The organism is Thalassospira sp. B30-1, from assembly GCF_015767575.1.
Lineage (GTDB): Bacteria > Pseudomonadota > Alphaproteobacteria > Rhodospirillales > Thalassospiraceae > Thalassospira > Thalassospira xiamenensis.
Genome location: NZ_CP065232.1, coordinates 805,265 through 829,808, shown reverse-complemented (window position 1 = coordinate 829,808; position 24,544 = coordinate 805,265). Strand labels below are relative to the sequence as shown.

Genomic DNA, 24,544 nt, shown 5'->3' with positions numbered 1-24,544 from the left:
ATTTGATGTTCCGGGCAACGGGATGAGCACAAGGTTGGGAGAATTTGCATGACCACTATGTCCTTTGCGGATATGGGTCTTGCCGCGCTTAAACGCCGCCAATATGACGCCGCGATCAATATGTTGCGTCAGGCACTTGGCGAGGATGAGGATAATCTTGAAGCACGGTTCGGACTGGCGCGTGCCCTTCATGAAAAAGGTTCGCTGACCGAAGCACTTGGCGAATATCGCACTGTGCTGCAATCTGATGAAGGCCACGAAGAATGCCTGCATCACATTGCACGCGCCCTGCTTGAAAATGGTGATGCCCGTTCGGCACTTAATCATGTCGATATCGTTTTGCGCCATCATCCGACCGACCCGGATTTGCTGGTACTGCGCGGGCAGGCATTGCTGGACCTTGAACAGCCCGAATATGCGCTGAGTGCTTTTCAGAGCGCGGCCCACAACCGGCCGGGTGATACAAAAATACATCAGTTGATTGCCGCGGCACATCGCGCCAACGACGATCCGGAAGGTGAAAAACGCGCAATCGAGCAGCTTTTACGCATTGATCCAGCGTCACTTGCGGCAAAAAATGATCTGGGCGTTATCCATCTACGCGAAGGTCATCTGATTTCGGCGTTTGAGGCGTTCGAACTGATCCTGAGCCAAGATGCCGAAAATCCCGAAGCCACCCTTAACCGGGCGATCACCCTGACGGTGATGGGCGGTATGGATGATCAGGCGATCTGGGATCGGGTGATGGAAATCAGTGCCGATCTCGACGGGATCGACGAAACCCGCGCGCTTGTCGATGACCTTGCGAAACTGCCGGACAAGGACCGCAAAGACAGCGAAAAGGCGGCCAAACTGATTGCCTGCGCCGCCTATGCACCGGTTGATGTCTGAGTCTGTATTGCGAACTTATGCCGCCGGCACGTCCGCGGTTGTCTGACGGATGCGCAGCCAGCCCAGAATACCAATTACGCATAGCATCGCCGCGATAAAGCCAAGGAAGAACGGCGCATAGCTGGCGATCCCGGCCAGAACCCCGCCGATCAGGACAGCGGTGGCTTCGGCCAGAACGTGGGCGGACCGATAAACGCCAAGCGCCTGCCCCTGTTCATGCGATCCGGCAGCGTTGGAAATAAACAGGCTGGTCGTGACCTCGCACCAGGCAATGCCAAACGCCGCCAGACACATCGGCACAAATATCCACACCAGCCCATCCGGGATCAGGAACGTGATCAGGCCGATGCCGAGAAACAGATGGCCAAGGGTCCCGACACCGATCAGGCCGCAAATCTTCTGCGCGCGATCAACCGTCAATCCGGCAAGGATCAGCGGGATCGAAATGATGGCCGAACACATGCCAAGGAAGCTGCTGGTGACGTCGTAATTCTGCACCAGATAGACCCCGAAAAAGGCAAAAAAGATATAAACCGCGATATAGCTGAAAAACGAAATCACATAAGCGGGCAGAAGGTCCGGATCCTTGATCGTTGCCCAAACCGTACGTGTAGCAGGTGCCACCATACCCTTTGGCGTGCCGCGACGACGTGCATATTCCGGGATATGCAGGATCACGAACACCACCAGCAGGTTAAAGGCATACATGCCCGCGGCAAAATAGAACGGCCAGGACACGTTAAAGGACGGATGAATGGTCGGGTCGGAGAAAAAGCCGCCCATCAGAGGGCCGATGATCCAGCCAACATTGATCGCAACCGTGATCAGGCCAAAATTGCGCACCTTGGTTTCCGGGCGGCTGATATCCGATGCAATCGATTGGGCGATGGCCATATTGCCCTCGCACAGGCCCGACACGAACCGGCCGACCAGAACCAGCGGAAGATTGGCATCAGCCACCCCATAGGCCGTCACAAGATAGCCAAGGGCCGCTCCCAAAAGCGACGCCATCAGAACCGGACGACGACCAAGCTTGTCCGACACCCGACCAAGCCACGGCGCGCCGATAAACTGCCCGATGGGATAAAGCGCCATGGCGACACCCAAAAGCATCGTGCGGTATTCCGTCGGCACCGATGGATCAAGAAACCCCAGTTCGGGTTTCAGAAACATCGGGCTGAAAACAGGATAAGGCAGGCTGAACCCGGCAAAACCGAACAGCACGGTCAAAAAGACCGCAGTCATGGTTTTGGTTTCCTGGGACATGGGGCGAATACTCCGTGGACGTTTTTTGGTGGCAGCGGTTTATGGAAATCGTGGGTGGCAGCTATGTCGCATCTTCGGGCAGTTCGGCATAACGTGCGGCAAGGTCGCGCACGATCTGGCGGGCATCATCAACATGCCATCCTGCCCCGGCCAGAAGATCGGCCAGACTGTCACAGAAAATATCAATCGCATTGTTGCGAAGCTCCGCGCCGTAATGGCGGTCGGTAATTTCCGACATTGCAAGGGCATTCATGCCAAATGAAAGCCCCCAACTGCCAAGATTGAGGTTGCGTGTTCGCGCAATCACATCATGCGAAATGCCAAGTTCATCGGCCGCCGCCGACAGGAAGCTTTGGAACATTTCGGTAATCCGGCCAACCTCGGCCAACTGGCTTTGATGATGGGATGGTGTTGCGCGCGTCCAGATCGAAGGCGCCAGCGCAAGATATTCCGCCTCAAACCATTCGGGATGTTCAAGGGAAAAGCGGATATCGAGCAAACTGGCGACAATGAACTTCTCCATCGCACTGCCATCATGGGCGCGCGCATGACCAAAAAACCGCGCACGTTTCTGCCCGGCTGTAATGGCAAGCCCCAGCAAAAGGTCTTCCTTGCTGGCGAAATGGGCATAAAGCGTACCGACCGAAATATCACAGGCCTGTGCCAGATCGGACATTTTCAATTCGAAAAATCCGTATTGCGCAATCAGTTCACCCGCGCGCTGAACAATCAGTTCTTCGCGCTGCTGGCGCTTTTCTATGCGGTTCACCCGTGGCGTTACGGGTGGGTTTTCCGGGATGTCCTGCCGGGTCATGGCAATGCCTGTTTAATTAAATGACGCAAAATCGAATTTTGTTCATTTTTAAACAACCGGCAACCGCGAAATTTGCATGGGTGACATCCAGCAGTGATGAAGGCGTTGAAATTCCCCTAATATGCTATGACATGAATTCCCGTCATCGGTCGGGAACCGGCTTTGTACGTCGGACGTTAATATGATGATCGCTGTCCCGGTGCCGTCTTTGCCGACGGGCGGCATATGTCGCCACGCAAAGCACATGACAAGAACGGGGCTCCTTTAAAAATGTTTCATCGCTTTATCCGGCTCTGGGAAATGATCAGCCACAGCCTGTGGTTTACCCCGCTTCTGTATGCGATTGGCGGTACTATTCTTGCCCTATTATCCATTCGGTTACCGGGCGAGGATTTGATCAGAAGCCTTCCGGATTTCTGGCCGCGTTTTGGCACGATTGAAACCGTACAGGACCTGACATCGACACTGCTGGCAACATTGGTGACGATGACCACCTTTGCCCTTTCGGTGACCATGGTGGTTCTGACATTGGCTGCCGGGTCGCTTGGACCACGCACCATCCGCAATTTCATGGGGGACCCGAAAACCCAGAACTCACTTGGCAGTTTTGTCGGATCGATCCTGTTTCTGATCACCACCCTTGTCATCATGGGCGAACAGGGCGAAGGCGATCAGATACCCCAAATTGCCGCGATGGCGGGCATTACGCTTTTTGTCGTCAGCCTGTTTGTGTTGATCCTGTTTGTGCATCATCTTGGCCGATCCATCGTTGCCGATCAGGTGATCCACAATGTCGGCGCAAATCTGGAAACCACCATTTCCTCATCGCTTGAGACCCTGAAATCCCCCATTGAACGGGCAGCAAAAATTAAATGCGCGCTACCCGATGCGGCTTCGATCCAATCCGAACGGATCATCCGGGCCACCAAATCGGGATATGTTCAGGGAATTGCCTATGACGATCTGCTTGAACTTGCCATCCGGGCCGACATCAAAATCGCCCTGACGATCCGCGCCGGGCAGCATGTTATTGCCGGTGACATTATCGGTGAAATCAGCCCCTACCCGACGGCGCGCGACAGCAACATCGACACCGACAAACTCCGCGAAGACATTGACACCGAAATCATGATCGGCAATCAGCGCACGGCCCTGCTTGATATCGAATTCGCCCTGCGCCAGCTGGTCGAGATTGCCTTACGCGCCCTGTCGCCGGGGATCAACGACCCGTTTACCGCCATTGCGGTGATCTATCGTCTGGGCCGGGCGCTGCCAGAAGCGATGCGCTTCCATTATCCACTTGGACTTTGGCAGGATGATCAGGGTAAGGAACGCATATGCGCCCATCTTTCGGATTTCGGTGGCATGCTGGACGCAGCATTCGATCAGATCCGCCAATCGGCTACTGCCAAGCCCGATGTGCTTCTGCCAATGGCAGAAGTCCTTGAAAGTCTCGTCGGGCTTGCCCGCCACCCGGGGCAGCAGGAAATCCTGCGCGAACATGCCCGTCTCATCGAACGCGCAGCTGCGCGCGATGTCCCCGATGCGACGGACCGCAGGGCGGTTGAACGCGCCGTTAACCGCGTCCTGCGACAGCAACAGGCCAAAGATGATTATTCAGCGGCCTGAACCTTGGCTGGGAACTGATCAAAACCAAGCCAGTCCATCATACAGCCGGATAATTCAGAACACGACGCCAGACGCAAAAAAGGAGACCCGAAGGTCCCCTTTTCTCGTTTCCATATCCGAAACTACCGGATCAGGCAGCAACCGTTGCCTCAATCGCGGCAAGTGCCGCTTCGGCCTGATCGGCATCGGGCCCACCGCCCTGTGCCATATCCGGGCGACCGCCGCCGCCTTTACCGCCGAGTTTTTCGACACCGACACGCACCAGATCGACCGCGCTGAATTTACCCGCAAGGTCTTCGGTCAGGCCGACAACGATGGACGCCTTGCCGCCGTCCGTCGAGATCAGGGCAACAATGCCCGATCCCATCTGATCGCGCAATTCGTCAACCATCCCTTTGAGTTCCTTGGCCGGGATACCGTCCAGAACACGCAGGGCCAGTTTGACACCGTTGGCTTCCTTGAACGCATCCGCACCCGATGCCCCGCCCGAACCGGCGGTCGCCAGTTTCTTGCGCAGGTCGGAAACCTCACGTTCAAGCTTGCGGCGTTCTTCCTGCAAGGCTTTGACACGCGCCGGAACATCCTCGGGAACGGCTTTCAGATCGGCCGAGATGGTTTGCAGAAGCTGATCGCGGGCCGCCATATAGCTTGCAGCATCCGAACCGGTCAGGGCTTCGATACGGCGGACACCGCTTGAAACCGCACCTTCGGATACGATCTTGAACATGCCGATATCGCCGGTCCGTTTGACATGCGTACCACCGCAAAGCTCAAGCGAATAGGCATGTTCGTTCGCTTCGGGCAGGCCCATCGAAACAACGCGGACTTCATCGCCGTATTTTTCGCCAAACAGCGCCATCGCACCCAGTTCAATCGCCTCGTCCGGGGTCATCAGACGGGTGGTGACTTCGCTGTTTTCGCGAATCAGACGGTTGACGTCGAATTCGATCACAGCGGCTTCTTCGGCGGTGATCGGTTTAGGATGCGATACGTCGAAACGCAGGCGATCCTTGGCCACTAGCGATCCCTTCTGGGTGACGTGATCGCCCAGATGCTTACGCATCACCGCATGCAGAAGATGGGTCGCCGAATGATTGGCGCGCAAGGCCGAACGGCGGCTGTGATCGACGCGGAATTCGGCGGCATCGCCAACCGAAACATCACCTTCGACAACCTTGCCAAGATGCACATGCAGTGCGCCAAGTTTCTTCTGGGTGTCGGTGATTTCAATCACGGCACCCTTTTCGGTTTTGATCACCCCGGCATCGCCCTGCTGACCACCGGATTCCCCGAAGAACGGGGTCTGGTTGGCAACGATAGCAACGTTATCGCCCTTGGCCGCGGTTTTGGTTTCCGCACCATCCTTGATCAGGGCCGTGAGAACGCCTTCGGCATTTTCGGTTTCGTAGCCCAGGAATTCGGTCGCGCCATCGCGATCATTGATGTCAAACCAGACTTCCTCGGTCGCGGCTTCGCCCGACCCCGACCATGCGGCACGGGCCTTGGCTTTCTGTTCTTCCATGGCGGAGGTAAAACCGCTTTCATCAATGCCGATCTTACGCGGTTTAAGCGCATCCGCCGTCAGATCAAGCGGGAAGCCGTAGGTGTCATAAAGCTTGAAGGCAACATCACCCGAAAGGGTCGCGCCCTCGCCCATGCCATCGGTCGCGTCATCAAGCATCTTGAGACCGCGATCAAGCATGGTTTTAAAGCCCTGCTCTTCGAGCTTAAGGGTTTCTTCGATCAAGGCCTGCGCCCGAACCAGTTCCGGGAAGGCACCGCCCATTTTGCGTACCAGTGCCGGAACCAGTTTATACATCACCGGGTCCTGAGTGCCGATCATGTGCAGATGGCGCATGGCGCGACGCATGATACGACGCAGAACGTTACCGCGACCGGCATTGGACGGCAGAACACCATCCGCAATCAGGAAGCTGGTCGAACGCAGATGGTCGGCAACCACGCGGTGCGACACATTATGCGGGCCATCGGGATCGGTGCTGGTGGCATCGGCCGATGCCTCGATCAGGGCACGCATCAGGTCGATGTCATAGTTATCGTGCTTGCCCTGAAGGACGGCTGCAATACGTTCAAGGCCCATGCCGGTATCAATCGACGGCTTTGGCAAATTCACGCGTTCACCATTTGCCATCTGCTCGTACTGCATGAAGACGAGGTTCCAGATTTCGATGAAACGGTCGCCGTCTTCTTCAGGGCTGCCGGGGGGGCCGCCCCAGATTTTATCACCATGGTCAAAGAAGATTTCCGAACACGGACCACAAGGACCGGTATCGCCCATCGACCAGAAGTTATCAGACGTCGGAATGCGAATGATGCGATCATCGGAAAGACCGGCGATCTTTTTCCAAAGACCATGGGCCTCGTCATCGGTGTGATAAACGGTAACCAGCAGCTTGTCCGCCGGGAGGTCATATTCCCTGGTGATCAGGTTCCAGGCGAATTCAATCGCGTTTTCCTTGAAATAGTCGCCAAACGAAAAGTTTCCGAGCATTTCAAAAAAGGTGTGGTGACGGGCGGTATGACCGACATTTTCAAGATCGTTATGCTTGCCACCGGCACGCACGCATTTCTGCGAGGTGGTCGCGCGCGAATAATCGCGGTGTTCCTGACCGGTGAAAACGTTCTTGAACTGGACCATCCCTGCGTTGGTGAACATCAGGGTCGGGTCATTGCGCGGCACCAGCGGGCTGGAAGAAACGACCTCGTGGCCATTCTTGCGGAAGAATTCCAGAAACGTGGTGCGGATATCGTTAACGGTCTGCATCTCTCTCCAACCCGGAAAACGCGGAACAAACGCTGCCGCAAACTTGCGGCGCGACTGCCCTATTTAGCGGCTCGGCCCTGTGCTGTCCAGTCGGGGAAAGGCTTTGCGGTGTTTAAGTGACGATTTATGCATCCGGCACCGCACCGGCACGCCACAACGCCCTGATCAGATATGCCGCCCTAATCAAGAACCGGGCGCATGAAACTGCGTTCGTAACTGATGATGCTGCGGTTGCGTTTTTCAAGTTCGAGTGTTGCAACACATTCGTCATCATCGGCCATGCTATTGCGGTAATCTTCGTATGCCGCAAGGCTCGGGAAACTGAACAGGGCATAGGCGATGCTGCTGGCGCCTTCATGCGGCAGGAAATAGCCGTGATGCGTCCCGCCCATCCGATTGACGATGGGAATCCAGCGACGGGCATAATCCTCGAACTCAGGGATTTTATGCATGTCGATAACGTATTTCAGATAGCAGGTGATCACGGCGGGAACTTTCCGGAACTTGAGGATGGGTTACTTTTCGACGCCTTCCTGAATCTGTTCGCCCAGTTTTTCAACATCGCGACCAAATCCGGCGGCAGTTTCACACGCCGCAAGCGACATGCCAAAGCCCGCAATCAGGGCCAGTGCCAGAATACGTTTTACAAGAATAGCCATTGTTTGAATGCTCCTGCCTTTAACGACATGTTGATTTTGAAGGCGGCCGCGGCCTGCTTCTGACGCAAGGCATGTGGCTTCCGAAATCAGTCGCTATCTTGTCGGGGTCACGTGCTGCTGGCAACTCTTTCCTTCAGCGTGAATTCAAATGCCAAACAAAAAACGGGCATGCATTTACATACCCGTTCCCATTTACCCGCATCATGTGTTTTGACGACGATCAGATCGTCAGACCGCAACCGCGCAGTAGATCAACCTGCTCCTAGTCGGTCCCTTTCTGGATCGCTTCTCCGGCATCCTCGACATCACGGCCAAAGCCGTTTGCCGTCTCGCACGCCGCAATGCCAAATCCGATAAATGATATCAGGGCAATCGCAAAAATCTTCTTGCAGATGTCAGACATGGTCTTCTCCTGTTTGCTCAAACAAACGGGATCAATCGATCAACACGGTGCTGCGTGAACTGCCAGAAAGAAGCAGGGTTTTTAGGGCGGTTAATCAGGCCATCGCCAAAATCCGGACCGTTTTTGAGCAGCAAACATTAAACGCCCAAGATACCGGTTCGACCATAATTCAGATCAGTAAAACGCAAAAAAACAGGGCGTTCATGAAAGCCCTGTTTTAACAGTTTGTCGTGTTCGTCTCGGGTTACGGTGCTGTGGTTGGCTAAAACCCGGATCAAAAAGCGTTAGCGTACTTTGTCAGACCGGCGGGCGGCGGCCACGCAGCGCGTTGACCAGAAGCGAAACCACGAACAGGACGAGGAAGACGAAGAACAGGATCTTGGCGATCCCGACAAACGTCCCTGCCAAGCCGCCAAAACCAAGGACGGCGGCGACAAGCGCCAGAATGAGACAAAAGACTGCCCAACCCAACATGATGTTATCTCCTTATTTAGGCTTTAGCTGCTTGCGGGTGATGGAGTTGATCCAAAAGTCCCGTCAGCGAACGAAAAATCCGCGATGATGCCTTACTCGCTGGCTTCATCCTGGATGGCTTCACCGGCATTTTCCATATCCTGGCCAAACCCTTCGGCGGTTTCACACGCGGCAAGGCCAAGGCCCATGCCAGAAATCATCGCAACGGCGAAAATCTTTTTCCAAAAGTCGGACATTTCAGTTTCTCCTGTTTGCTCGACGTGATTTTCTTCACACCATCCATAACGGAGCCGGAAAGAAAAAGTTCCTTGCGCTACTGCCAAGCTGCTGATCTGACGCAATTAAGGCAGATAAAATGCCTTTATTTTTGCGGGTTGTAGCCAATCGTGATCATTTTTGGGCAAATTGAGAAAGAGGACGTTTCAGGCCCTCTTTTCCCATTTCCTAAGCTTTATTCTCCGCTCAGGAACCGGCCAAGTTAAGGAATTCCGCAATCGCCAAAACAATCTTTTGATGAATCTGGGCGCGATCCGTACCGGGAGGGTCGGCGCAGATTGGCTCGCTGCCTTCTTCTTTAAGTATCTCGGCAGCCCCCGGCATACATTCGCCAAGAAACGTCAAATGATATGCCGGCGCAAACGTTGCTGAAGATGCGTTTTGGATCCGCGCGACCAGATTACTGCCGTTCGGCCCAAAATCAGCAGCCACCCATTTGTTTTCCTCGCCAAGACCGATAAAGAGCATGGCAGAAGTTACCTCCGCCAGGCTGGTTTGTGTCGCGGCAAACCCCATACCTGGCTCTATCGCGACAGTGCGGACAATCCGGTCGTCCCGGCTGGAAGCAACAAAGTCATCGGGAAGATGATCAGGATCAACACCCCCTTTGCGCAAAAAATCGCAATCCTGGGCCGCATTGCCGAATTTGTCGCAATATTGCGCATAAAGCGTTTGATCAAACCGTACCCCCGCAAGGTTTAAAACCGTCGTACCCCCCAATGAAAACCCGATCGCGGAAATATTCTGATGATCGATGTAAGGAGCAAAAGCCGTATTGGAGAGGACCTGATCAAGGGTGGCACTGATATCTGCGGCACGTTCGCCGATAAGCGGTGTACGTCGCGGTGACGAATCCCCCGATGTCGTACCGGGATGGTTGACAGCAACAACAATCGCCCCACGCAACGCCAGTTGCGAGGACAGCCAACCAAGTCCATCCATATTGCCGCCCGAGCCATGGGAAAGAAGAACCAGCGGATGTTGCCCCGGCGCAATTGCCGCACCGACATACGCATCTGTTCCCTTCCAGATGATATTCCGGCCGACCGGCGCACGATAGATAAAGGTATCTGCCGGATACCAGACCGAGGCCGCGATTGGCATGGAACGATGGGCTGCGCGCACATCAAAACGGTCATATCCGGCATAATCGGTTTGCGGTTCCGCCAAGACGGGCGATATCTTCAGGCCCGCGGCCAGAAAGAAGGCGACAGCAAGATATATCGGTTTCATCATCAGGATCCTTGTCATAAGTTAAGCGTGTCGGAACGTTTTTGCCTAAAACAGGATTTCCTGCGCCCTCAAACGGGTTTGTGAACGTCCCAAAACCGGTTTTGATACCTTTTGTCGGGAACTGACTGTCCGATGCTTGTCCTCCCCGTCCCAATTATAGTTGCACTGGTTTTTGGCTTTCTCTTTGTCAGCGCGATTGTGGGCGGAAGAACACCCAGGATGCTTATGGCGCTGCTGCTTGCTGCAGCCGGACAAAGCATTCTGGTCGGAATTGTTCAGTATTATGGTTTTGCCAGCCTGCGATGGCTTCAACCCATCACCGCATCCATTATCCCGGCTCTGGCCTGGATGGCCTTTCTGGAAGCAAGTCTTCGTGCGCGCCTGCAAATACGGGATTGGGTGCATTTCTCGGTACCAGCGATCGTCGCCCTATGCGTGTTTGTTTTACCGGCGATCATTGATGTTGTGCTTTGCAGCCTTTTTGTCGGATACGGGGCGGCAATTCTGGTGATGCTTCATCGTCAGGGCGGTGATTTTGCCCATATGCCTCTGACTGCGGGCCATATCCCGGCACTGGTTTGGCGCTTCATCGCCTTCGCCCTGATCGCGTCGGCCATCAGCGACATGCTGATCATCGTCGCCAAGATCGATGGAAACGATCAGATTGTCGGCCTGATCCTGAGCATCACATAATCCCTGGCACTCTTGACCATCGGCTTTCTGTCTCTGTCGCCCGACATTGCAATTGATGTTGATGCGGATGTCCAATCAGGGGAACAAAATCAGCCTTCCGATCACGTGCGGACAACACCCAGCACCCCGGAACATCGGACCATAATGGCCCAGCTTGAAGATTTGCAGATACGCGAACAGCTTTATCTTGACCCGGATCTGACGCTTGCACGCATATCCCGACGTATGGGCGTCCCGCTGAAACAGATTTCGAACGCGATCAACGCCACGACCGGTGAAAATGTCTCGCGCTTCATCAACAAATACCGAATTGAACATGCTTGCCGCGAACTGGTCAAGGGCGAGACTGTCACAACGACCATGTTGACAAGCGGCTTTAACACCAAGTCGAATTTCAATCGGGAATTCTTAAGGATAACGGGCAAAACGCCCAGCCAATGGCAACAGGAAGCACAGCAACCCTGACTCCCGCTTCGCCCCATATCGCGAAATCCATGTTGGCCTGCGTTACACACGCTGCCAACAAAACGGATCAGACACAAAAACGGGCGCCCAAAGCGCCCGTTTGATTATTCAGTCCGCTTTTAATTACGCGTCGTCATCGTTTGACGGTTCATCTTCGCTCATGCTGGTCATCGCCTCGGCGATCAGACCGGCACTTTCGCGGATGCTGCGTTCGATCTCGGCAGTCATTTCCGGATTTTCACGCAGGAAGGTCTTGGCATTCTCGCGGCCCTGACCGATACGGGTCGAATTGTACGAGAACCAGGAACCGGATTTCTCGACGATGCCTGCCTTGACGCCAAGATCAAGGATTTCACCCATCTTGGAAATGCCTTCGCCATACATGATGTCGAATTCGACCTGCTTGAACGGCGGGGCCATCTTGTTTTTGACAACCTTCACGCGGGTCTGGTTACCCACGACTTCGTCACGATCCTTGATCTGGCCGATACGGCGAATATCGAGACGGACAGACGCATAGAATTTAAGCGCGTTACCACCCGTTGTGGTTTCCGGACTACCGAACATCACACCGATCTTCATACGGATCTGGTTGATGAAGATGACCATGCAGTTGGAACGCGAGACCGAGCTGGTCAGTTTACGCAATGCCTGGCTCATCAGGCGGGCCTGCAGGCCGACGTGGGTGTCACCCATTTCGCCTTCAAGTTCGGCACGTGGCACAAGGGCGGCAACCGAATCGACGACCAGCACATCAATCGCACCGGAACGCACCAGCGTATCGGCGATTTCAAGCGCCTGTTCACCGGCGTCAGGCTGCGAAATCAGGAGTTCGTCGGTATTCACACCCAGCTTGCGGGCATAACCCGGATCAAGCGCGTGCTCGGCATCGACAAAGGCACAGGTCCCGCCCAGTTTCTGGGCCTCGGCAATGGTGTGCAGGGCCAGTGTGGTTTTACCCGAACTTTCCGGGCCGTAAATTTCGACGATGCGGCCACGCGGCAGACCACCAATGCCAAGCCCGATATCAAGGCCAAGCGATCCGGTCGAAATGGCTGAAATATCCACCGCACTATCGCGCTGGCCGAGCTTCATGATCGAGCCCTTGCCAAATGCGCGTTCGATCTGCCCAAGGGCGGCTTCGAGTGCCTTCTGCTTATCCATCGTATCCTTATCCACCAAATGCAGTGCGGTCTGAATCATTTTTCGAACTCTCTTATTCCACAGGGCCGGGTAGGATGCAACGCAGGCGGTTCCCCGGTCCTAAATGCGGAACGCCACCGCTAGGTGCCCCGCCGGATAACTGACATCACGCCAACCATTTTCCGGCAAACGCATTGAGAACATAATGTGAACACTCGCACAAAAAAATGGATGTTGCAAGTTTGTTCTCATTCTGGTGGGTAAGAATTCGAACCCGGATAAATAAAATTGTCGCCGGGCTTGTGCCGGGATTTTTAAAACAATTCGGAGAAGCCCGGTTCAGGTCGTGATTTTCAGATGTTCGTGCCGATGTGCATGTCCATGATCGTCATCGCCGTGATGATGGGTTTCGACATGCAATTCACCCGGAACCGAATAAAGCTGCCCATGGCGCACGCCAGGTTGTGCCAGAACCTGATCGGCGAATTTGCGAATATCGGAAAGCTTGCCGCGTAAGGTCACGCTTTCAAGGCACGTATCGTGATCAATATGGAAATGCACGGTCGAAACGGTCAGGTCATGATGTTCGTGCTGCGCACTCATCAGCCGTGATGCCAGCATGCGTTCTTCATGATCATAAACATAATTCAGGACCGCTATGCCAACGCCACCGGTGTCTTCGTCAAGCTTGGTATTCTGGAGCTTTTCCCGGATCAGGTCACGAAAACCTTCTGACCGGTTGGTGTAGCCGCGATGCTCAAGGAAAGCATCGAACGCCTCCATCAAATCGTCTTCGATTGATACGGTCACGCGGGTCATACGAATTCCCTTTCAGAATCATCAGCTTGACTCGTATGAACATTTTTGAAAAGTTCATACCGCCTTTCAACTTCCCTAATCTCCCAAAGGATAGCAGATGTTTCAATCAAAGTTCACAACCCCGCTTGCAATTGCCGCACTGGGTTGCCTGATCGGCTTTGGCGCAGAGGCCCATGAATTTGTCGCCAGCAGCAAAACCACCCCCGCGAATGGCAAGGACACTGCTGCCTTCATCCTCGATTCGACCCATGTTTTCGGCACCCCGGAAGAAGCCGAAGCGCCAAAGCATGTCCGTGCACAATTGATCACCCCCTCGGCCACCACCAAACTTGATGTCAGTGAAAATGCGGATGTCCCCAATCTGACCGGCACATTCACCATTTCCAAAGAAGAACCCGCATGGCTTGTCGGGCATCGCCTGCCGGTAATCTGGTCACAAACACCCGATGGCTGGAAAGAAGGCGGGCCGGACGCACATCCCGATGCGGTTGCGTCATCCCGATTTGAAAAATTTTCCAAAAACCTGACTGGAGGCTCCCAAAACGCGGATTTTATTTCTTCCCCTATGGGGCACAAACTTGAAATCGTGCCGCTTTCCGATCCGCGCATGACGGCAATCGGCCAAGACGTTGCGGTTCAAATCCTGCTGGACGGGCAACCTTATTCGACCAGTGTCCTGGCAACCTATGCCGGATTTACCGACACGCCATCGTCTTATGCCTATTACACCGAAACTTTCAGCGATGATCGTGGCAGCGGCATTGCCAAAATCCGGATTACGAAACCGGGTCTTTGGATGGTTCGGGTTGCGGCCGATGTCCCGGACTCAGATGCATCTGTACGGGTACATAACCTGAGGGCAACCCTGACTTTCGATGTCAGCCAATAGGCCGCCACATGCTGCAATCGTTTGGACGTTTGATGATCGCGGCAATTGCCTGCGCGATCCTGCTTTGTGCAGGATCGTTCCCGGCGATTGCCCACGGGGCGGGATGGCAGATTGACCAAAACCGGACCGCCACCATCTATCAGTTCGGCTATACAGATGGCACACCAATGATATTTGCCGAAGCCACGGTGACGTCACCGGACGGGAAAACCTGGCAAAAAGGAAGAACTGATCGTGACGGACGCCTTGCCGTCGCGGTTCCGGCATTACGCCCTGAAGATCATACCGATGCGCATTGGAAAATAATGGTATCAGACGGCATGGGTCATCAGGTTGTCCTGATCCATTCATCGGAAAAAACACCGCCACCGGGAACACAATCCTCGGCCCCAACCCCCGGATTGCAGGGAAACAGCGCCTTGCTTGACCTGCCGGTCTGGGCTGCAATCCTGTTCGGGTTCAGCCTGATAACCAATCTTGCCTTTCTGCCGGGCTGGATCACCAGGATCAAAAGGCAGAGAAAATCGCACTTAATGCAGGAATAAAAGCGCAACACCCCCAAAGGCCATGCAGGTCCCGACGATGGCCTGCAGGCCAACGGGGCGGCGCAGAACCACACCTTCATAGACAATCAGCAAAACCGGTGGCAACGCCATCAGCGTTGATGCGATACCGACATTGGCATTCTGAACCGCCACCATCGAAAGCCACACGCCAAGCGCCGGGCCGATAAAAGCCCCCAGGAACAGCCACCGCCCGACATCAGGTGCGCCGCACGCCACAATCGTGCGCCGAGCACGCCCCATGGCAATCGCAATTCCCCACATGATCACAACTGCGACAAAGGTTCTGATCCATGTGGCCGACAGCGCAGAATAACCGCTGATCAGTGCATATTTCGCCGTCACCAGATTCGCGACCTGACCAATGGCACCGCCAAGTCCAAACAAGATACCAACCAGATAATTGCGTCCTTCCAACCCGACAGGACGCCCCTTTTTCATCATGATGACCAAAAGAATGCCGGCAATGCCAAGCGCAATACCCGACATTTCCTGAGGGCTGAGGACTTCGTCAAACAGAAACCAGCCCAACACCGCCCCCATGATCGGCACGGTCGACATCATCAGCATCGATAACCGCGCCCCCAGGGTCACAAAGGCCTGAAACAGCATGGCATCGCCAATCACAAGGCCAAGAACCGACGACAGTGACAACCAGCCAAGCTGCTCCCACGTTACCGCGCTCGGCCAAGGCTGGCCTTTCAATAGCCAGTGCAACACCGTCAGACAGGTAATCGAGCAGGCCAGACGCCCGCGATTGACCGTCTGCGCGCCGACCTTGCCGCCAATGTTGGAAAAAATCATGCTCGACGTCGCCCAGGCCATCGCGGCAGTAAAGGCGGCTGCTTCACCGAAGAACGGGATCATGCGGGGCTCTTGCTTGGACGTTGTTTTGGTTGTTGACCGGGATGTGGCGCAGCCGGTTCGGGAAGATAAGCGCGACTTTGCCCTTTTTGGCAACTGTAGAAATCACAGATTATCCCAGTAAAACAACGAATAGTACCAAAGCAAACCCTTCACCCGCTTGCGAAATTCTGATCGCGCCGTATGTTGAACCGATTGCTTGAAACAGGACGACATACATGATCCGGAAAAACGAGACCGCAGCGGAAACCAAACCGTTCAAGGGCATCCGCCGCCATTTGCATGATGGCGAGGTGGTGATCATGGATCTGCCGATTTCGCCGGTTTCGATCCTTGTCCCCGGTCTCATCAAGATCATCTGGATTGCGGTGCTGATTTATGCATCCTACCACTGGCGCGCAATTTACGATTTTCTGATGCCACAGGCCCGCGCACTTCTGACTGGGCCCGAAGCCTTTGCCGCACTTGACCGGGTCTGGGAAGAATATGAATTCGTCTTTTCGATTGCCTTGTTTGGTGTGATCATCGCGTTGATCTCGATTGTCTGGAAGCTGTTGAAACGGGCCCTTGGCGTTTCAACGCGCGCGGCGCGCGACAGCATCCTTTTGCCCCTGACCGCCATTCGCGATCTGTTTTTCTTTGAACGCGTTATCACCAACAACCGCATCGTCACGCGAAGCGGTGTGTTGCGCAAGGATCAGGATGACCGCGGATTTGAGTCGATCAAAAGCACCCAGATCAGCAAAAGCGTGATCGGCAATATCTTTGATTATGGCGATCTGCATGTTACCGACCGGCTGGGGCACAGCTTTACACTGCGTCAAGTCACGGCACCGGAAACCGTTGCCAAGGAACTTTCCGATTTCTTTGGGCGCGTTCGCCCCGATAACCGTCAGGGCGAGCCGATTGACATCACGCATCGCGCCCGCGAAGAAGCAATAGAACACTCAGAAAACAAACCGCTGACACGCCCGGAAGACGAAGTGTTTTAACTTTACACAATCATGGAACATGACAGCACCCGACGCGTCTTAAAGTTCAGGTAAAGCCGCCCCGATGCAAATGCGGCCAGATCCGAACAAAAGACGTTTTGATGCTGCCTGCAATTGCAACCCTTCCGCTTTGGTCCGTTATCGGACTGTTTTCAATCTGTGCAGTGGTGATCGGCTTCGCTGGAACTCGGTTGGCAACGATTGCCCTCAAGCTCGCCGAACGGACCGGCATGGGACAAATCATAGCCGGTGCTGTTTTTGTCGGCATGTCGACCAGCCTGCCCGGAAGTGTGCTTTCGGTAACGACGGCGTGGCAAGGACACACCGATCTTGCCATCGGTAATGCGCTGGGTGGCATTGCGGCCCAGACGACCTTTCTGGCAATCGCTGATTTTCTGTATCGCAAGGGCAATCTGGAACATGCCGCCGCCAGCGCCACGGGACTGGCGCAGGCCACCCTTCTGGTCAGTATGCTTGCCCTGCCGCTTCTGGCCTATGGCGGACCTGACTGGATGGTGTTTCACATCCACCCGGTATCGATCCTGTTGTTCGTTCTGTATGGCTTTGGCCTGTCATTGCTTGCCGAAATCCGCCATCAACCGATGTGGCGACCTCGCAGGACCGACCTGACCGACGAGGACGCCAAGGAAGACGATGCAGACTACCATCCCGAAAGCACACTTCGCCTTTGGACGGAGTTTCTGAGCTTTGCCGCGATAACAGCAGTCGCCGGTTACACTATTGGTGAAAGCGGGCTGGCAATTGTCGAGAAAACCGGCATCAGCGAAACCGCCGTGGGTACTTTCCTGACTGCGATAGCTACATCACTTCCCGAACTTGTTTCGGCAATTGCGGCTGTCCGTATGGGGGCTGTCAATCTGGCAGTCGGGGATATTATCGGCGGCAATGCGTTTGATGTTCTGTTTCTGGCGGCATCAGACTTTTCTTATCGCGACGGATCGATTTACGCAGCCTTCAACCAGCAGCACCTGTTCACCATCGCCCTTGTCATTCTGATGACCGGCATCCTTCTGTTGGGCATGCTTAACCGCGAACGCAGGGGAATTGCCAATATCGGCTGGGAAAGCGTTTCAATCCTGTGCCTTTATGGCATGTCGATATTTTATCTTTCGGGATAGGCCAACGGATACCGTCCGCAGGTTATTGTCCCTTTTGGCGCCACTCGATGATCGTCTGTAAAAACAGTTCCGTGCCCTTATCAAAAGCTGGGAGCAAATCGGCATGGTCCGCAGCAAGCCAGCTGTAAACTGAAAGGCTCATGACAGGAACAGCCTGAAATCCGTCGGGGACACCGCCGGTGACCGACAACGAATAGTTATCGAGCAGAATTGCATCCAATCGCCCGTATCGCAGCATCTTCTGCATCATTTCGGGACCGCGCGGAACATGCACGACATTGGGATAATCAGCCAAAAGTGCGTTAGACCACTTCGCCCCCAGCCAAACACCAACGGTTTCATCCTTTAAATCGTCAATTCCCGATATCTTTCCCAACGGTACAACCAGCATTCCGTCCACCAAACCAACACGTATATTTCCCCTTAGGATCGGCCGGTCAACATTTTGCTGAAATCCCTCAAGCTCGGCAAAAACACCGTCGATTTCGCCATGGGACAATGCCTGAGCAACCCTTGCAAGGGGCATGCGCACAGGTTTGACGCATAGCCCTCCCTGTTGCATCGCAGAACGATATGGCTCGATGCCGTCCCCGGTCATCCGGACTTCGGGCATGGCAATCAACAGGCACTTTTCACTGGCGCGGGCTAATGTTGAAAGGCTCAGGATCGAAACCAGAACCAAAACTGTCAGGCCAGACATACGGAAAGTCGCATGCTTGCCGAATTCATGGCAAAACGTGCAAAGGCCGACATTGCGAGGACGCATTAATTCATCGTCCCCGGTCCGTGACGGGACACATGATCCGAACAGCAAACAATTTTGACAATCAACATTGGGGGCAGAATCCGCAGCCAGCTTATGAGAACGAGTCTGGCTTCTTAAAGCACTTCCTTGACCTTGGTCGCAAGCTCCTTCAGCGAGAAGGGCTTGGGCAGGAAATGCACGCCGTTTTCTTCATCAAGTTCGTCGCGATAGGTATCTTCGGCATAGCCCGAAATAAAGATCACGCGTAAATCCGGGCGTTTTTCGCGCAACATACGGATCAGGGTCGGGCCATCAATACCTGGCATCACCACATCGGAAATAACCAGATCGATGGTTTTGTCGGTTTTCGCCAGAACCTCAAGCGCGTTATCGCCATTATTGGCTTCAAGCACGTCATAGCCTTTGCCGCGAAGCGCACGCGCACCGAATGTCCGCACCGCGTCCTCGTCTTCGACCAGAAGGATCGCGCCGGTACCGGTCAGATCGCGTGAGGGGGCTTCTTCGGCCACCGCACGGGTTTCGGCCAGTTCTTCTTCGGTCGCCTCGTAATGCGGAAGATAGATCGTAAAGGTCGTGCCGACACCGGGCTCGGACTGGACGGCCACGAAACCACCGGTCTGTTTGACGATCCCGTAAACGGTCGACAGACCAAGGCCTGTGCCCTCGCCCCGCTGCTTGGTCGAGAAGAAGGGTTCGAAAATACGCGTCAGGTTATCCTTGGGAATACCGATACCGGTATCGGAAACCTCGATCCGGATATAATCCCCCGGCGGGATCAGTTCGGTGCCTGTGTTGCGGGCTTCGTCAACAATCTCGGTGCCGGTCTGAACCGTCAGGGTCCCGCCATTGGCCGCCATGGCATCGCGCGCATTGACAACCAGATTGATGATCACCTGATCAAGCTGGCCCGGATCAACCTTCACCAGACCAATATCGCGACCATGGCTGACCTTCAGATCGATCTTTTCACCGATCAGACGACGCAGCAGGTTCGACATTTCCGCCAGCGCATCGGTGATATTGATGATTTTGGGCTGCAATGTCTGACGTCGCGAAAACGCCAGAAGCTGCCGGACAAGATTGGCCGCACGATTGGCATTCTGTTTGATCTGCATAATATCGGCGAAGCTTGGGTCACCCGGCCCATGGCGCGACAACAGCAGATCGCAGAAGCCGATCATCGCGGTCAGCAGGTTATTGAAATCATGCGCAACCCCACCCGCAAGCTGCCCGACCGCCTGCATTTTCTGCGACTGGGCAAATTGTTCCTCAAGGTTCTTTTGTTCGGTCGTATCAAGGAAGTTCAGCAGAAGCGCACCGGCTTCACCCGACCGTCCGGCCACACGTTGCAGGTAAATCTGCGCGGCAACGCCGCGTGAACCCTGCAAACGAGCCTCGATCTGCCCCCCCTTACCCATGCCCATGACCGCCTTGGACAGATAGCGCGCGACCTCGTCGCGGTCTTCCGGCAGGATCAGTTCAAGAATGGAACGACCAATCACCCGTTCATGACGTTGACCCGCCGTTTCGATAAAGGCACGGTTGGCGTCGGTAACCGTGCCCGACATATCAGCCAGAACAATCGAAAGCGGACTGTCATCAAAGAACCAGCGCACCCGACGTTCGGTTTCGGCAAGGGCATGTTCCCATTCATGGGCTGGCATCGGATCGGGGAATACGACAGCCTGGCTTCGGATCGGACCGGTGCCGGGCGCATTGATCGAATGAGTGACAAAGCATTTGATCGGCTCGCCACCTTTGACCTTAAGCTTGACTTCGCCATTCATGCCATCGCCGACGATAAGGTCCGCCAGTTCCAGCGTACCACTGGCAAAATCTTGCGGTTCACCGCCCAACCAGTTTGCCAGACGCCGGTTCAGGTAAAGAATACGACCTTCTTCATCAAGACCGCAAACCCCCACAGGCAGGCGCTCAATCATCTGATCAGCCTGCTCGCTTCCGGCACCATCTGCCATCCGCGAAGCCACCCCGCCGACGGTCATCTCATCATCGGAACCCGTCACAAACGCGCCAAAGGCAGCAGACTGTTCGGCAACGACAAGCGAACGTCCTGCTTTGGGCATGGCGGATGGATCGATACCGTCAACGGTCCAGAGCATCTGACCGGCGTGCGCATTTGCTGCTGTTACCGAAATCCGAAGGCAGACCGTACCCGCATCATAGGCTTCTTCAACAATGTTTTCTGCCGAAGCATCGTCGATCGCGGTATCACTGTTTCGTTCGGCATCATCTGCTGCGGTGTCGGAAGGTGCAGCAAGCGCAAGCTGTTCACGCTTTTTGGCTTGCGAAAAATCGACATAAATCTCGCCCGCTTCCCCCCGCATTGCACGTGTCCGCAAATCGGCCAACTCGGAACTGCCGACGTCCAGATAACTTAAACGTGCCTCAAGGGCGGCAAGCATGTCTTCGCCCGGCTCAATACCAAGCTTGCGGGGGAACGCGGGGTTGGCATAAAGCGTGCGACCATAGGCATCAATCAGGGCAACACCAATATCGGAATGCGACAGGCCACTTAACAGCGGGGCGAGATCATGATCAGCTGATGATCGCCAGCGCGCAGACAGGGACAGGGCGGCCACCGCGACGATCGCCACCCCAGTTACCATGGACCCGATGATCCACATGATACGCGCATCAAGACCAGCCTTTGCCATGACCTGTAACAGGACATAAACAAAAGCGACAAATGCGACACTTACAGCAAGGATAATTCCCCGAAACAGCACGCGACCGCCTTTAACGCCAATAACTTACAATATTGCTCTATACTTTTAGCTGCTATTGGCCTGACTGGCTACCGGCAAGTTTTACATTAGCTGGAACGCATCATGCACCCTGTGTGGGATCGCGCCCTAGCGCATGATCGCAGCGGCAATTTCCTGCCCCAGATCGGCAATCGCAGCGTTCCGCTCCTCCATTGAGGCGGAAGTCTGCGTGATATAGATCGCAACAATCACTGGTTTTCGTTCCGGCGGCCAGATCACAGCAACAATCGCACGCGATCCAAAGCCCCCCGCACCAGTACGGTCCGCAATTTTCCAATCATCGGGTAAACCGGCCCTTAGCAACGGACCACCAACCTGATTTCCCGTCAACCAATCTTCCAAAATCTGTCTGGATTCCAGAGACAGTGCATCACCAAGCAACAAATAGGTAAGCGTGGCACGCATGGCGTTCGGTGTGGTCGTATCGCGCGCATCGCCAGGTGTTGCAGCATTCAAATCGGGTTCGATCCGATCAAGGCGCGTCACATCGTCACCGATATCACGCAAATAAGCCGTCAGCACATCTGGCCCACCCAGCACATCCAGAACAAGGTTCGCCGCTGTATTATCGCTCAGATGCAATGCGGCTTCGCACAGCTCCCCAATCGTCATCCCGCTATCAACATGTTTTTCGGTAATCGGGGAATAAGTGACCAGATCATCTGAGCGGTAAGTAATCCGGCGATCCAGCGTTTCGCTTTCACGGTCTACCTTATGCAGCACCGCCGCACAGGCAAGCAGCTTGAAGGTACTGGTTAACGGAAAACGTTCATCGGCGCGATATTGCCATTCTCGTCCGTTTTCAACATTCAGAATACTGACACCAACCCGCGCATCAAGCCGGGTTTCAACCGTTTGAACGGCATCCAACAGTCGATCATTGGCCGATGCAGCCATTGATATCACAAACGGAACCATAAAAAATAGAATGGGAGCAGTTGCCAGAACGGCTCTTTTAAAGGCAGGCATGTTTTGTCGACTTCCCGGAAACAGAAACAAACAGATAACGAGGCAGGCTGCTTGTCACCGGGATTAACGGCTGAATTTTGGCGCAATAATGTCGAAAGGCCGAATTTGCGATTGGCAGGAGGTCGGGCAGTCAGCCCAGCTTCTTGCCACGCTGGCGGAAAACGAACGAGATGATTTCGGCCACCGCCTTGTAATGTTCCGGCGGGATTTCCTGATCGACTTCCACTGTTGCAAACAGGGCACGCGCAACTGGCGGGTTTTCCATAATGGTCACGTTGTTTTCTTCGGCTACTTCACGGATTTTAAGCGCGATATTGTCCTGACCTTTCGCCACACACATCGGAGCTTCCATCGCATTGATGTCGTATTTAAGCGCCACGGCATAGTGGGTCGGGTTGGTGATCACGACGTCGGCGGTCGGAACGTTCTGCATCATGCGTTGCTGGGCGCGCTGCATCCTGATCTGGCGGACCTTGGCCTTGATTTCCGGGCTACCCTCAGTCTGTTTATATTCGTCCTTGATCTCCTGCTTGGACATCTTCATCTGTTTATTGAATTCATACCGCTGATAGGCAAAATCCAGCCCGGCAATCACCGCTGTCAATGAAATGGCCGCGATCATCAGAATGACGATCATGTCGTAAAGCCGTTCCAGCATCAGTTCGACCGGGATCTGAGGATAAAGTTCGACATCCATCAATTCAGGAACGATAACAAACCCCAGCACGGCCCCGACCAAAACGATTTTGAAAACGTTCTTGACGAATTCGACCATGTTCTTCATCGAGAATAGGTTCTTTGCCCCATTCAGAGGGTTAAGTTTATCCGGTTTGGGAGAAATGCGTTCAGCCGCGATTACAAGACCGTTTTGCAGCAAATGCCCGGCGGCTGCAAAAAACACTAAAAGAACGAAGGGAATGCCCAGCACGTAAAGCATTCCCAACAGCACATCCTTCATCAGTACCGGCAAGCCTGCCTGACTGACATCATACATATGCGGATGTTCAATAAATCCTAAGGACAGGTCGCGAACAGATCGCGCCATATCGGGCGCCATCATGACCATCACCAGACCGCCACCAAACAGCAGCATGAAGCTACCGACTTCCTTGGAAACCGGCACTTGTCCCTTCTTTCGGGCATCTTCAAGCTTTTTACTTGTTGGGTCTTCTGTCTTTTGGCTGTCGTCTTCTTCGGCCATTCCCACACCATTCTGGGCTGCCCGGCATTATGCCGGAAGGTTGGCTATCCCTAGGGGTTGACGAAACTTTCCAACCCGTTTTCATAATATTCCAAAAATACCATCATCATAGTCGGCAATGCCAGTGCCAGCAGAACAAAAGCCAATCCGATCTGGATTGGCATCGCCACAAAGAACACCGGTAACTGGGGCATCAACTTGTTCAAAATACCCAACGCCACCTGAAGCACGATAGCAACGATCAGGAACGGGGCGGAGATTTTCATCGCGATGATAAAGCTCTCATTTATCGCTTGTGCGAAAAATTCGCTCATATCTCCGACCGGCAATACCCCGCCTGGCGGAAACAGGGAATAGCTTTCAAACACAGCCTGTATCATCAGGTGATCAAGACCGGTCGCAAAAATCAGGACCATGCCAATCTGCGTGATGAAATTGCCCGTGACGGCACTTTGTGCACCAGACAATGCATCACCGCTAAACGCGTTCGCCATCGACGAACTATAGGCAATGATCGATCCTGCCGTCTGCAGGCCGGCCATCATGACCTGCCCAAACAGGCCAAAAAACGCCCCAACGGTTAACTCATACGCCAAATGCAAAAAAAGCGTCGGCGCGTCGGCCGGTTGTTCGGGGATAAGTGGCCCGGCCAGCGGCGAAATCACCACGGCGACCCAAAAGGCAAAAACCAAGCGCGCACGCGCCGGTACAACTCGCGCCCCGATGCCCGGCATAAAGGCGAACGCCGCCCCGACCCTGGCGAAGCTCATCAGGACCACATAGACATTAAGCGTCAGAAGATCTTCGAGATTCATCTTCTTTCAG

The 24,544-nt window shown here is 54.5% G+C and carries 25 protein-coding genes; 8 read left to right on the top strand and 17 right to left on the bottom strand.

Annotation, left to right across the window (positions count from 1 at the left end; all coding sequences use genetic code 11):
* The first annotated feature begins 48 nt into the window (after window positions 1-48).
* Window positions 49-891: a lipopolysaccharide assembly protein LapB gene (locus tag IT971_RS03780; RefSeq protein ID WP_063092757.1), complete on the top strand. Its 843-nt coding sequence runs from the start codon at window positions 49-51 to the stop codon at window positions 889-891.
* 15 nt (window positions 892-906) lie between these two features.
* Here the strand turns inward: IT971_RS03780 and IT971_RS03775 are convergent, their stop codons facing one another.
* Both IT971_RS03775 and IT971_RS03770 read right to left on the bottom strand, forming a co-directional pair.
* Window positions 907-2,157 carry an MFS transporter gene (locus IT971_RS03775; RefSeq protein ID WP_063092756.1) on the bottom strand — a complete coding sequence of 417 codons (1,251 nt, stop codon included), beginning with the start codon at window positions 2,155-2,157 and terminating at the stop codon, window positions 907-909.
* A gap of 61 nt (window positions 2,158-2,218) precedes the next feature.
* Complete coding sequence (locus IT971_RS03770; RefSeq protein WP_063092755.1) at window positions 2,219-2,971, bottom strand: TetR/AcrR family transcriptional regulator; 753 nt, start codon at window positions 2,969-2,971, stop codon at window positions 2,219-2,221.
* 270 nt (window positions 2,972-3,241) lie between these two features.
* Between IT971_RS03770 and IT971_RS03765 the strand changes: the two genes are divergently transcribed.
* Window positions 3,242-4,600 carry a DUF2254 domain-containing protein gene (locus IT971_RS03765; RefSeq protein WP_063092754.1) on the top strand — a complete coding sequence of 453 codons (1,359 nt, stop codon included), beginning with the start codon at window positions 3,242-3,244 and terminating at the stop codon, window positions 4,598-4,600.
* 130 nt (window positions 4,601-4,730) lie between these two features.
* Here IT971_RS03765 and alaS read toward each other — a convergent pair whose 3' ends face one another.
* The 7 genes from alaS to IT971_RS03730 all read right to left on the bottom strand — a co-directional run bounded on the left by alaS (window position 4,731) and on the right by IT971_RS03730 (window position 10,433).
* On the bottom strand, window positions 4,731-7,385 hold the full coding sequence (alaS, locus tag IT971_RS03760) for an alanine--tRNA ligase (RefSeq protein WP_063092753.1): 2,655 nt from the start codon (window positions 7,383-7,385) through the stop codon (window positions 4,731-4,733).
* A 179-nt stretch (window positions 7,386-7,564) separates the two neighbouring features.
* Window positions 7,565-7,870: an NIPSNAP family protein gene (locus IT971_RS03755; RefSeq protein ID WP_063092752.1), complete on the bottom strand. Its 306-nt coding sequence runs from the start codon at window positions 7,868-7,870 to the stop codon at window positions 7,565-7,567.
* A gap of 30 nt (window positions 7,871-7,900) precedes the next feature.
* A complete protein-coding gene (locus IT971_RS03750) occupies window positions 7,901-8,044 on the bottom strand; it encodes a hypothetical protein (protein WP_007090559.1) in 144 nt (47 codons plus the stop codon).
* Window positions 8,045-8,306: 262 nt separating this feature from the next.
* Complete coding sequence (locus IT971_RS03745; RefSeq protein WP_007090560.1) at window positions 8,307-8,447, bottom strand: entericidin A/B family lipoprotein; 141 nt, start codon at window positions 8,445-8,447, stop codon at window positions 8,307-8,309.
* A gap of 297 nt (window positions 8,448-8,744) precedes the next feature.
* The gene (locus IT971_RS03740) at window positions 8,745-8,921 is read right to left on the bottom strand and encodes a DUF1328 domain-containing protein (RefSeq protein ID WP_007090561.1); all 177 of its coding nucleotides are present in this window, start codon (window positions 8,919-8,921) and stop codon (window positions 8,745-8,747) included.
* A gap of 92 nt (window positions 8,922-9,013) precedes the next feature.
* Window positions 9,014-9,157: an entericidin A/B family lipoprotein gene (locus tag IT971_RS03735; protein ID WP_062952851.1), complete on the bottom strand. Its 144-nt coding sequence runs from the start codon at window positions 9,155-9,157 to the stop codon at window positions 9,014-9,016.
* Window positions 9,158-9,383: 226 nt separating this feature from the next.
* Window positions 9,384-10,433, bottom strand: a complete 1,050-nt coding sequence (locus IT971_RS03730; protein WP_231885390.1) for a hypothetical protein — start codon at window positions 10,431-10,433, stop codon at window positions 9,384-9,386.
* A 222-nt stretch (window positions 10,434-10,655) separates the two neighbouring features.
* On the opposite strand from IT971_RS03730, the gene IT971_RS22360 reads away from it, so the two are divergent.
* Together IT971_RS22360 and IT971_RS22355 are read left to right on the top strand one after the other, a co-directional pair.
* Window positions 10,656-11,123 carry a hypothetical protein gene (locus IT971_RS22360; RefSeq protein ID WP_223305004.1) on the top strand — a complete coding sequence of 156 codons (468 nt, stop codon included), beginning with the start codon at window positions 10,656-10,658 and terminating at the stop codon, window positions 11,121-11,123.
* A 144-nt stretch (window positions 11,124-11,267) separates the two neighbouring features.
* A complete protein-coding gene (locus tag IT971_RS22355; protein WP_223305002.1) occupies window positions 11,268-11,588 on the top strand; it encodes an AraC family transcriptional regulator in 321 nt (106 codons plus the stop codon).
* A gap of 123 nt (window positions 11,589-11,711) precedes the next feature.
* On the opposite strand, the gene recA is transcribed toward IT971_RS22355, so the two are convergent.
* Both recA and nikR read right to left on the bottom strand, forming a co-directional pair.
* Window positions 11,712-12,791: a recombinase RecA gene (recA, locus tag IT971_RS03720; RefSeq protein ID WP_063092750.1), complete on the bottom strand. Its 1,080-nt coding sequence runs from the start codon at window positions 12,789-12,791 to the stop codon at window positions 11,712-11,714.
* Window positions 12,792-13,070: 279 nt separating this feature from the next.
* On the bottom strand, window positions 13,071-13,550 hold the full coding sequence (nikR, locus tag IT971_RS03715; protein WP_007090566.1) for a nickel-responsive transcriptional regulator NikR: 480 nt from the start codon (window positions 13,548-13,550) through the stop codon (window positions 13,071-13,073).
* Window positions 13,551-13,647: 97 nt separating this feature from the next.
* Between nikR and IT971_RS03710 the strand changes: the two genes are divergently transcribed.
* Together IT971_RS03710 and IT971_RS03705 are read left to right on the top strand one after the other, a co-directional pair.
* Window positions 13,648-14,439 carry a DUF4198 domain-containing protein gene (locus IT971_RS03710; protein WP_063092749.1) on the top strand — a complete coding sequence of 264 codons (792 nt, stop codon included), beginning with the start codon at window positions 13,648-13,650 and terminating at the stop codon, window positions 14,437-14,439.
* Between the two features lie 8 nt (window positions 14,440-14,447).
* Window positions 14,448-14,984 carry a hypothetical protein gene (locus IT971_RS03705; RefSeq protein ID WP_063092748.1) on the top strand — a complete coding sequence of 179 codons (537 nt, stop codon included), beginning with the start codon at window positions 14,448-14,450 and terminating at the stop codon, window positions 14,982-14,984.
* On the opposite strand, the gene IT971_RS03700 is transcribed toward IT971_RS03705, so the two are convergent.
* Window positions 14,970-15,869 (bottom strand): DMT family transporter, encoded by a 900-nt coding sequence (locus tag IT971_RS03700; RefSeq protein WP_063092747.1) that lies wholly within the window; start codon window positions 15,867-15,869, stop codon window positions 14,970-14,972. The genes IT971_RS03705 and IT971_RS03700 overlap by 15 nt on opposite strands.
* 215 nt (window positions 15,870-16,084) lie before the next feature.
* Here IT971_RS03700 and IT971_RS03695 point away from each other — a divergent pair, with 215 nt between their 5' ends.
* Complete coding sequence (locus tag IT971_RS03695) at window positions 16,085-16,858, top strand: PH domain-containing protein (protein WP_063092746.1); 774 nt, start codon at window positions 16,085-16,087, stop codon at window positions 16,856-16,858.
* A 101-nt stretch (window positions 16,859-16,959) separates the two neighbouring features.
* Window positions 16,960-17,997 (top strand): sodium:calcium antiporter, encoded by a 1,038-nt coding sequence (locus IT971_RS03690; protein ID WP_063092745.1) that lies wholly within the window; start codon window positions 16,960-16,962, stop codon window positions 17,995-17,997.
* Window positions 17,998-18,019: 22 nt separating this feature from the next.
* Here IT971_RS03690 and IT971_RS03685 read toward each other — a convergent pair whose 3' ends face one another.
* The 5 genes from IT971_RS03685 to fliR all read right to left on the bottom strand — a co-directional run bounded on the left by IT971_RS03685 (window position 18,020) and on the right by fliR (window position 24,534).
* Window positions 18,020-18,679 (bottom strand): hypothetical protein, encoded by a 660-nt coding sequence (locus IT971_RS03685; RefSeq protein ID WP_156487981.1) that lies wholly within the window; start codon window positions 18,677-18,679, stop codon window positions 18,020-18,022.
* Window positions 18,680-18,876: 197 nt separating this feature from the next.
* Complete coding sequence (locus IT971_RS03680) at window positions 18,877-21,510, bottom strand: PAS domain-containing sensor histidine kinase (protein ID WP_063092743.1); 2,634 nt, start codon at window positions 21,508-21,510, stop codon at window positions 18,877-18,879.
* Window positions 21,511-21,636: 126 nt separating this feature from the next.
* Window positions 21,637-22,467: a class A beta-lactamase gene (gene bla, locus IT971_RS03675; protein ID WP_065701915.1), complete on the bottom strand. Its 831-nt coding sequence runs from the start codon at window positions 22,465-22,467 to the stop codon at window positions 21,637-21,639.
* 181 nt (window positions 22,468-22,648) lie between these two features.
* Entirely contained in the window at window positions 22,649-23,719 is a 1,071-nt protein-coding gene (flhB, locus tag IT971_RS03670; RefSeq protein ID WP_063092741.1) for a flagellar biosynthesis protein FlhB, read from the bottom strand.
* A gap of 50 nt (window positions 23,720-23,769) precedes the next feature.
* Window positions 23,770-24,534: a flagellar biosynthetic protein FliR gene (fliR, locus tag IT971_RS03665; protein WP_063092740.1), complete on the bottom strand. Its 765-nt coding sequence runs from the start codon at window positions 24,532-24,534 to the stop codon at window positions 23,770-23,772.
* Between the last annotated feature and the right edge of the window lie 10 nt (window positions 24,535-24,544).